At 72.4% G+C, this 6,834-nt stretch carries 8 protein-coding genes; 1 reads left to right on the forward strand and 7 read right to left on the reverse strand.

The genetic code is table 11. The annotated features are described in order from the left end of the window. From ABD308_RS36995 to ABD308_RS37025, 7 genes are all read right to left on the reverse strand, one after another. The coding region (locus ABD308_RS36995; protein WP_344344713.1) for a hypothetical protein at nucleotides 1-208 on the reverse strand (208 nt) is incomplete at its 3' end. Nucleotides 209-529: 321 nt separating this feature from the next. Beyond that, the gene (rlmB, locus tag ABD308_RS37000) at nucleotides 530-1,525 is read right to left on the reverse strand and encodes a 23S rRNA (guanosine(2251)-2'-O)-methyltransferase RlmB (RefSeq protein WP_344344715.1); all 996 of its coding nucleotides are present in this window, start codon (nucleotides 1,523-1,525) and stop codon (nucleotides 530-532) included. 138 nt (nucleotides 1,526-1,663) lie between these two features. Further along, entirely contained in the window at nucleotides 1,664-3,058 is a 1,395-nt protein-coding gene (gene cysS / locus ABD308_RS37005) for a cysteine--tRNA ligase (RefSeq protein WP_344344718.1), read from the reverse strand. A gap of 105 nt (nucleotides 3,059-3,163) precedes the next feature. Next, nucleotides 3,164-3,559, reverse strand: coding sequence for a PPOX class F420-dependent oxidoreductase (locus tag ABD308_RS37010; protein WP_344344721.1), 396 nt, complete (start codon nucleotides 3,557-3,559; stop codon nucleotides 3,164-3,166). A gap of 146 nt (nucleotides 3,560-3,705) precedes the next feature. Continuing rightward, the gene (gene ispF, locus ABD308_RS37015; RefSeq protein WP_344344723.1) at nucleotides 3,706-4,266 is read right to left on the reverse strand and encodes a 2-C-methyl-D-erythritol 2,4-cyclodiphosphate synthase; all 561 of its coding nucleotides are present in this window, start codon (nucleotides 4,264-4,266) and stop codon (nucleotides 3,706-3,708) included. A 19-nt stretch (nucleotides 4,267-4,285) separates the two neighbouring features. Continuing rightward, entirely contained in the window at nucleotides 4,286-5,044 is a 759-nt protein-coding gene (gene ispD, locus ABD308_RS37020; protein ID WP_344344989.1) for a 2-C-methyl-D-erythritol 4-phosphate cytidylyltransferase, read from the reverse strand. A gap of 259 nt (nucleotides 5,045-5,303) precedes the next feature. Beyond that, nucleotides 5,304-5,786, reverse strand: coding sequence for a CarD family transcriptional regulator (locus tag ABD308_RS37025; protein WP_030244332.1), 483 nt, complete (start codon nucleotides 5,784-5,786; stop codon nucleotides 5,304-5,306). A gap of 417 nt (nucleotides 5,787-6,203) precedes the next feature. On the opposite strand from ABD308_RS37025, the gene ABD308_RS37030 reads away from it, so the two are divergent. After that, on the forward strand, nucleotides 6,204-6,803 hold the full coding sequence (locus ABD308_RS37030; RefSeq protein ID WP_344344959.1) for a DUF461 domain-containing protein: 600 nt from the start codon (nucleotides 6,204-6,206) through the stop codon (nucleotides 6,801-6,803). Nucleotides 6,804-6,834: the final 31 nt, after the last annotated feature.

Here is a 6,834-nt window from a genome sequence, read left to right on the forward strand (position 1 = left end):
CGAGCGCGCCCACGTCGCCGGCGGGGACGACCACCTGCGGGGTGACCAGCGGGCGGCGGATCAGCCGCTGGGTGCCGTACGGGTCGCCGAACGCGGCGCCGGTGGACAGCAGTCCGGCCGGGGCGTCGATCAGCGGCGCCACCGGGGTGCCGAGGTTGAGCCGGAAGCTCGCCTGGGTGCTGCTGAGGCGCGCCGGGTCGGACGGCACCTTGACCGTGTTGAGGCCGGGGCCCGCGTCTATCCCGGTGCTGCCACCGCCCAGGAGCGGGCGCCTAGGTGTTCTGGTGTCCACGCCCGTCTAACCGGGTGACGCCCGGTTAGGACACTCTCCCGGGTGGATATCGGGAGCCCCCTTGAAGGGATCAGGAAAAAAGCGACCGGACCCGGGCGGATCCGATCGCTTTCCCCTGATTTGCGGGCGGACGGCGGGAGGTTCCGGAGAACGCCTTGCGCCGCCCACCCGCGCCGTGCTCAGGCCCGTACGCCGTTCTCGGGCGTGTCGGCCGGCACTCCAGCTCGACGGCAGAAGTCAGCCGACCTTGGCGCGCAGCCGGGCCGCCTCGTACAGCACGACGCCGGCCGCGACACCCGCGTTCAGCGACTCGGTGAGCCCGGACATCGGGATCCGCACCCGCAGGTCGCAGGTCTCCGAGACCAGCCGGGACAGGCCCTTGCCCTCGCTGCCCGCGACGATCACCACCGGGCCGGTCAGCGCCTCCAGGTCGCCGATCTCCGCCTCGCCGTCGGCCGCCAGGCCGACCACCATCAGACCGGCCTTCTGGTACGCCTCCAGCGCCCGGGTCAGGTTGGTCGCCCGGGCGACGGGCAGCCGGGCCGCCGCGCCCGAGGAGGTCTTCCAGGCTCCGGCGGTCATGCCGGCCGCCCGGCGCTCCGGGATGACCACGCCGTGCGCGCCGAAGGCTGCGGCGGAACGGACCACGGCGCCCAGGTTGCGCGAGTCGGTGACGCCGTCCAGCGCCACGATCAGCGCGTCCCGGCCGGAGTCCGCGGCCTCGTCCAGCAGGTCCTCGGGGTGCGCGTACTCGTACGGCGGGACCTGCAGCACCAGGCCCTGGTGGTTCATGCCGCCGGTCATCTGGTCCAGCTGCGGGCGCGGGGCCTCCATCAGCGGGATGCCGCGGTCGTTGGCGGCCTGGAAGGCGTCGCGGACCCGGTCGTCGGTGTCGATGAACTGCTGGACGTACAGCGCGTTGGCCGGCACGTCGCCCTGCAGGGCCTCGACGACCGAGTTGCGGCCGAAGACCAGCTCGGCGGAGCCGGCGCCGCCCCGGCCGCCCCGGCCGCCGCCACCGGCCCGGCGCATGCCGGCCCGGGCCTTGGCGTCCCGCTCCCGCTTCAGCGCGGCGTTGGCGGCCCGCTGCTTCGGGTGGCCCTTGCGCTCCTCACCGGGCGGGGTCGGGCCCTTGCCCTGGAGCGCCTTCCGGCTGTGGCCGCCGGTACCGACACTCGCGCCCTTCTTCGACCCGGGGTTGCGGCGGTTCCTGCGCTGGCTGTTGCCGGCCATGGCTGTACTTCCTGTCTGTCTGTCCGGCATGGCCGGCCGCCCCGGCGGTGCCGGTGACGCCCGACGGCATGCGCTCCGTCATGCGGGAGGGCCGCACCGGTCCGGTACGGCCCACCTCACCCCTCGGTCGCCGGGGGGTTACTGGCTGTTGATCGTCCAGCGCGGGCCGGACGGGGTGTCCTCGATCGCCAGCCCGGCCAGACCGAGCTGGTCACGGATGGCGTCCGCGGTCGCGAAGTCCTTGCGGGCCCGCGCCGCCTGGCGCTGGTCCAGGACGAGACGGACCAGCGAGTCGACCACGCCGTGCAGGTCCTCGCCGCGCTCCGTCCCGGCCCACTGCCGGTCGAGCGGGTCCAGACCCAGTACTCCGAGCATCGCACGGACCTCGGCCAAGCGCGCCACCGCGCTCTCCTTGTCGTCCGCGGTGAGGGCGCTGTTGCCCTGGCGGACGGCGGTGTGCACGATCGCGAGCGCCTGCGGCACACCCAGGTCGTCGTCCATCGCCTCGGCGAAGGCCGGCGGGACCTCGGGCGCCGCGTCGACGGCGCCGCAGCGTTCGACGGCCCGCTGGACGAAGCCCTCGATCCGGCCGAAGCCGGCCTCGGCCTCGCGCAGCGACTCCTCGCTGTACTCGATCATCGAGCGGTAGTGCGGGGACGCCAGGTAGTAGCGGAGCACGATCGGCCGCCAGCGCTGGACCATCTCGGAGACCAGCACCGAGTTGCCGAGCGACTTGCTCATCTTCTCGCCGGCCATGGTGACCCAGGCGTTGTGCACCCAGAAGCTGGCGAAGTCGTCGCCGTAGGCCTTGGACTGGGCGATCTCGTTCTCGTGGTGCGGGAAGATCAGGTCCAGCCCGCCGCCGTGAACGTCGAAGGCCGCGCCCAGGTACTTGTGGGCCATCGCCGAGCACTCCAGGTGCCAGCCCGGACGGCCGCGGCCCCACGGGGTCTCCCAGCTCGGCTCGCCCGGCTTGGCGGACTTCCACATCGCGAAGTCGCGCGGGTCGCGCTTGCCGGTCTCGCCCTCGCCGGAGGGCTGCAGGAGGTTCTCCAGCTTCTGGTTGGAGAGCGCGAGGTAGCCCGGGTACGACTTCACGTCGAAGTAGACGTTGCCGTCGGCCGCGTAGGCGTGGCCCTTCTCGATGAGGCCGCGCATCATCTCGACCATCTCGGGGATGTGCCCGGTCGCGCGCGGTTCGACGGTCGGCGGCAGGCAGCCGAGCGCGTCGTAGCCGTCGTTGAAGGCGCGTTCGTTCTCGTAGGCGATCTGCCACCACGGCGTGCCGAGCTCGCGCTCCTTGGCGATGATCTTGTCGTCGATGTCGGTGACGTTCCGGGCGAAGGTCACCTGGTAGCCGCGGTAGGCGAACCACCGCTGCATGACGTCGAAGTTGAGGTACGACCGGATGTGCCCGATGTGTGGCGCCGACTGAACGGTAGCGCCGCACAGGTAGATCGAGACACAACCCGGTACAAGCGGGACGAAGTCGCGTACCTGTCGGGTGCTGGTGTCGTACAGTCGAATGCTCACAGCGTCAAGCGTAGTGGGCGGTAGGGGGTGCCCCGCTACATTCCGAAATGTCAAGACCGCCTCGGGCCCGATTTCCCCGGAGACACCCCTGCCCGGCCCTCCGGCTCAGATCGAGCCGACCACCTTGCGCGGGCTGAGCCGCACGACCACGCGCACGTCGTCCGGACCGTCGAAGCCGTACGTCTCCTCGCCCCGGTACTTCAGGGACAGCTCGTCGATCAGCTCCCGTCCGCCCTCGGTCGTCATCACGACCTCGCCGCGCGCCTCCAGGTACTCGTACGGGTTGTCCGCCGGGTTGACGACGATCGAGACGCGCGGGTCCCGGGCCAGGTTGAGGTGCTTGCGGCGGCCCTGGACGGTGGAGAAGAGGATGTCGTCGCCGTCCCGCTTGACCCAGACGACCGAGGACTGGGGGCTGCCGTCCGGCTGGATCGTGGAGACCACGGCGAAGGTCTTGTCGTCGAACAGCTTCTTGGCGCGGTCGGAGAGTTCTACGCCCATCGGAAACCTCATCTCGTCGGCAACGGTGGGCCCGGGGGGAGGCCTGCGCGGGCCCGGAGCCGAACACTATCGACCCGGGCCCGCCCAACGCCCGCTGAACACCCGTCAGTCCTGGGATTGTTCCCGATCCCGGCGCGCCGCGGCGGTCAACGCCGCTCGTACACCAGGGCGGTGGCGATCGCCGCCAGCCCCTCGGCGCGGCCGGTGAGGCCGAGCCCGTCGGTGGTGGTGCCGGAGACCGAGACCGGGGCCCCGACCGCCGCGCCGAGCGCGGCCTGCGCCTCCGCCCGGCGCTTGCCGATCTTCGGCCGGACCCCGATCACCTGGATCGCGACGTTGCCGATCTCGAAGCCCGCCGCGCGGACCAGCCGGGCCGCCTCGCCGAGCAGCCGCACCCCGGACGCGCCGGCCCACTCCGGCCGGTCGGTGCCGAAGTGCGCGCCCAGGTCGCCGATCCCGGCGGCCGAGAACAGGGCGTCGCAGGCGGCGTGCGCGGCCACGTCGGCGTCCGAGTGCCCGGCCAGGCCGGCCTCGGCGCCTGGCCACTCCAGGCCGGCCACCCGGAGCGGGCGGCCGGGCTCGAAGGCGTGCACATCGGTGCCGATCCCGATCCGGGGGACGACCGGGGCCTGCGGGTCGGCGGGCGCCGGATGGGCGGGAAGCGGCTCAGCAGGCCGCGGCCCGGTAGGCACCGGTTCAGTGGACATCGGCTCAGTGGGCATCGGCTCAGTAGGCATCGGCGGCCCTCCGGCGGGCGAGTACGGCCTCGGCGAGGACGAGGTCCAGCGGACGGGTCACCTTGAACGCCTCCTCGTGCCCGGGCACCACGACCACCCGGCCGCCGAACCGCTCGACCAGGCCCGCGTCGTCGGTGACCGGCGGCAGGCCGGACCCGTCCGCCGCGGCCTCCTCGGCCAGCGCCCTGGCGTGCACCTCGGCCAGCGTCTCCCGGCGGAAGCCCTGCGGGGTCTGCACCGCGCGCAGGGTGGCGCGGTCGGGCGTGTCGATCACCGGCTCGGGCCCGCCGGCGACCGGCTCGACCCGCTTGACGGTGTCGGCCAGCGGCACCGCCGGCACCACCGCCCCGGCCCCGGCCCGGACGGCGGACGCCACCGCGTCCACCACCTCGACCGGGACGAGCGGGCGGGCCGCGTCGTGCACCAGCACGATGCCGACCTCGGCGGGGATGGCGGCCAGGCCCAGTCGGACCGACTCCTGGCGGGTCGCCCCGCCGGCCACCACCCGGATGTCCTTGCCCTCCAGCCCGTGACTGTCGAGCAGGGCGGCCACCTCGGCCACCCCGTCGGCGGGGGCGGCGACCACGACCAGGCCGACCGCGCGGCTGCGGGTCAGCGCCCGGACGGCGTGCACCAGGAGCGGCACGCCCCCCAGTTCACGCAGGGCCTTCGGGGCGCCCGGCCCCAGGCGCTCGCCGCGGCCGGCGGCGGGCACGACTGCTGCTGCGACTGCTGCTGTGGCGTTCAGGTTTCACTCCTTCGGCGAAGTGGGTATGGCCATGGCGTGCACGACGGGCGCGGACCCCTTCCGAAGCACCACCGTCTTCCGCCCGGACAGAAGCAGAAACGGTCATGCGGACCCGAGACCGGCCGAGGCCGCTCGGGTGCGGGGGCGTCGTCCGGACACGCCTCAGCGCCCGAAGTGCCACTGCACCACCCCCGGACCCTGGGTCCGGTGGGCGGCGCGCCGGCATCGGGCGCTGTGAGCGTTGTGGAGCGGACGGCCGCTACGAGGCGAGCACCTCGTCGAGCAGCGTCTCCGCCTTGTCCTCGTTGGTGTTCTCCGCCAGCGCGAGTTCGCTGACGAGGATCTGGCGCGCCTTGGCGAGCATGCGCTTCTCACCGGCGGAGAGGCCGCGCTCGCGCTCGCGACGCCAGAGGTCGCGCACGACCTCGGCGACCTTGATAACGTCGCCCGAGGCGAGCTTCTCCAGGTTCGCCTTGTAGCGACGGGACCAGTTGGTCGGCTCTTCGGTGTACGGCGCGCGGAGCACCTCGAAGACCCGGTCCAGACCTTCCTGGCCGACCACGTCGCGAACGCCGACGAACTCCGCGTTCTCGGCGGGCACGCGGAGCGTCAGGTCTCCCTGCTGCACCTTGAGCACCAGGTAGGTCTTGTCCACACCTTTGATCTGGCGAATTTCGATGGCCTCGATCAGCGCGGCCCCGTGATGGGGGTAGACCACCGTGTCGCCAACCTTGAACGTCATGTGACAGGACCCCTTCCGTGGCTTTCCAGAATAACACGCTTTTCGGCGCACTCGAAGGGCGTTTTCGCAGGTCAGGGCCGGTCTCGGGGCTTGACAAGGACCCCCATGACGTGCTGCGACCGGTGTTCGAGGAGGGCTTCCCGCAGGTCGGAGGCGGTTCCGCCGCCCGCTGAAACCTCTGGCAACACGCCCGAAACCGTGATTTGATCTTGAGCTTTCACCGTTTATCGGGCCGTTTCCGGATCGTGATCCGATCTTGGTCGATGCTTGACCTGAGCACGCGGAGATGCCGCCGTCCGGACGCCCCGTCCACCCCGGGTGCGCGACACGAAGGGACCACCCCGTGAGGACGGCATAAGCGAGGTCGATAATCTGAGACCTGACCTTCCGACACGTGACTTAGGAGAAGCCGCCGCCGTGAGCCGCAGCCTTCGACGCGGCGGCATCGCCGCCCTCGCCGCCCTGGCCATCGCCCCGCTGTCCTCCTGCGCCGCCGGGAACACCCCGGAGACCTTGCAGATCAAGCCCGACAACGCGTCGGCCACCCTCGGCACCGATGTCGTGCTGAACAACATCGTCGTGGTCACCGGGGACGAGTCCTCCGGCGAGCACACCGGCCCCGCCAACGTGACGGTGAACATCAGCAACACCGGGCCCGAGGTGCTCGAACTGCAGGCCGTCACCGTCGCCGGCGGCGCCCCCGCCGCCTTCACCGACGCCGCGGGCGCCCCGCTGACCAGCATCTCCGTCCCGGCCGGCGGCGCGGTGCTGCTCGGCGGCCCGGGCAACCCGATCGCCAAGGTCGCCTCCACCACGGTGACCGTGGGCGGCTACGTGGCGACCTCCTTCACGTTCAAGAACCACGAGAAGCTCGACACCGAGGCCCACGTCAGCCCGAACAAGGACCTGTACAAGGGCTTCGGGCCGGCCGCCCCGGCCGCCGCGCCGAGCAAGGCCGCCACCCCGGCCGCCGGCGCCACCACCCCGGCCGCCCCGGGGGTCCCGGCCGCCCACTGAGGCCCGGCACCGCGGCACCTGCCGCGGCGCG

The sequence above is a fragment of the Kitasatospora putterlickiae genome (assembly GCF_039527695.1).
GTDB classification, from domain to species: Bacteria; Actinomycetota; Actinomycetes; order Streptomycetales; family Streptomycetaceae; genus Kitasatospora; species Kitasatospora putterlickiae.

What these genes read in the sequence shown, in the direction of transcription:
- ABD308_RS37010 (WP_344344721.1), bottom strand. Translation starts at nt 3,559, where the DNA reads ATGGGCGTAGAACTCTCCGACCGCGCCAAGAAGCTGTTCGACGACAAG.
- rlmB (WP_344344715.1), bottom strand. Translation starts at nt 1,525, where the DNA reads ATGGCCGGCAACAGCCAGCGCAGGAACCGCCGCAACCCCGGGTCGAAG.
- ABD308_RS37025 (WP_030244332.1), bottom strand. Translation starts at nt 5,786, where the DNA reads ATGACGTTCAAGGTTGGCGACACGGTGGTCTACCCCCATCACGGGGCC.
- ispF (WP_344344723.1), bottom strand. Translation starts at nt 4,266, where the DNA reads ATGTCCACTGAACCGGTGCCTACCGGGCCGCGGCCTGCTGAGCCGCTT.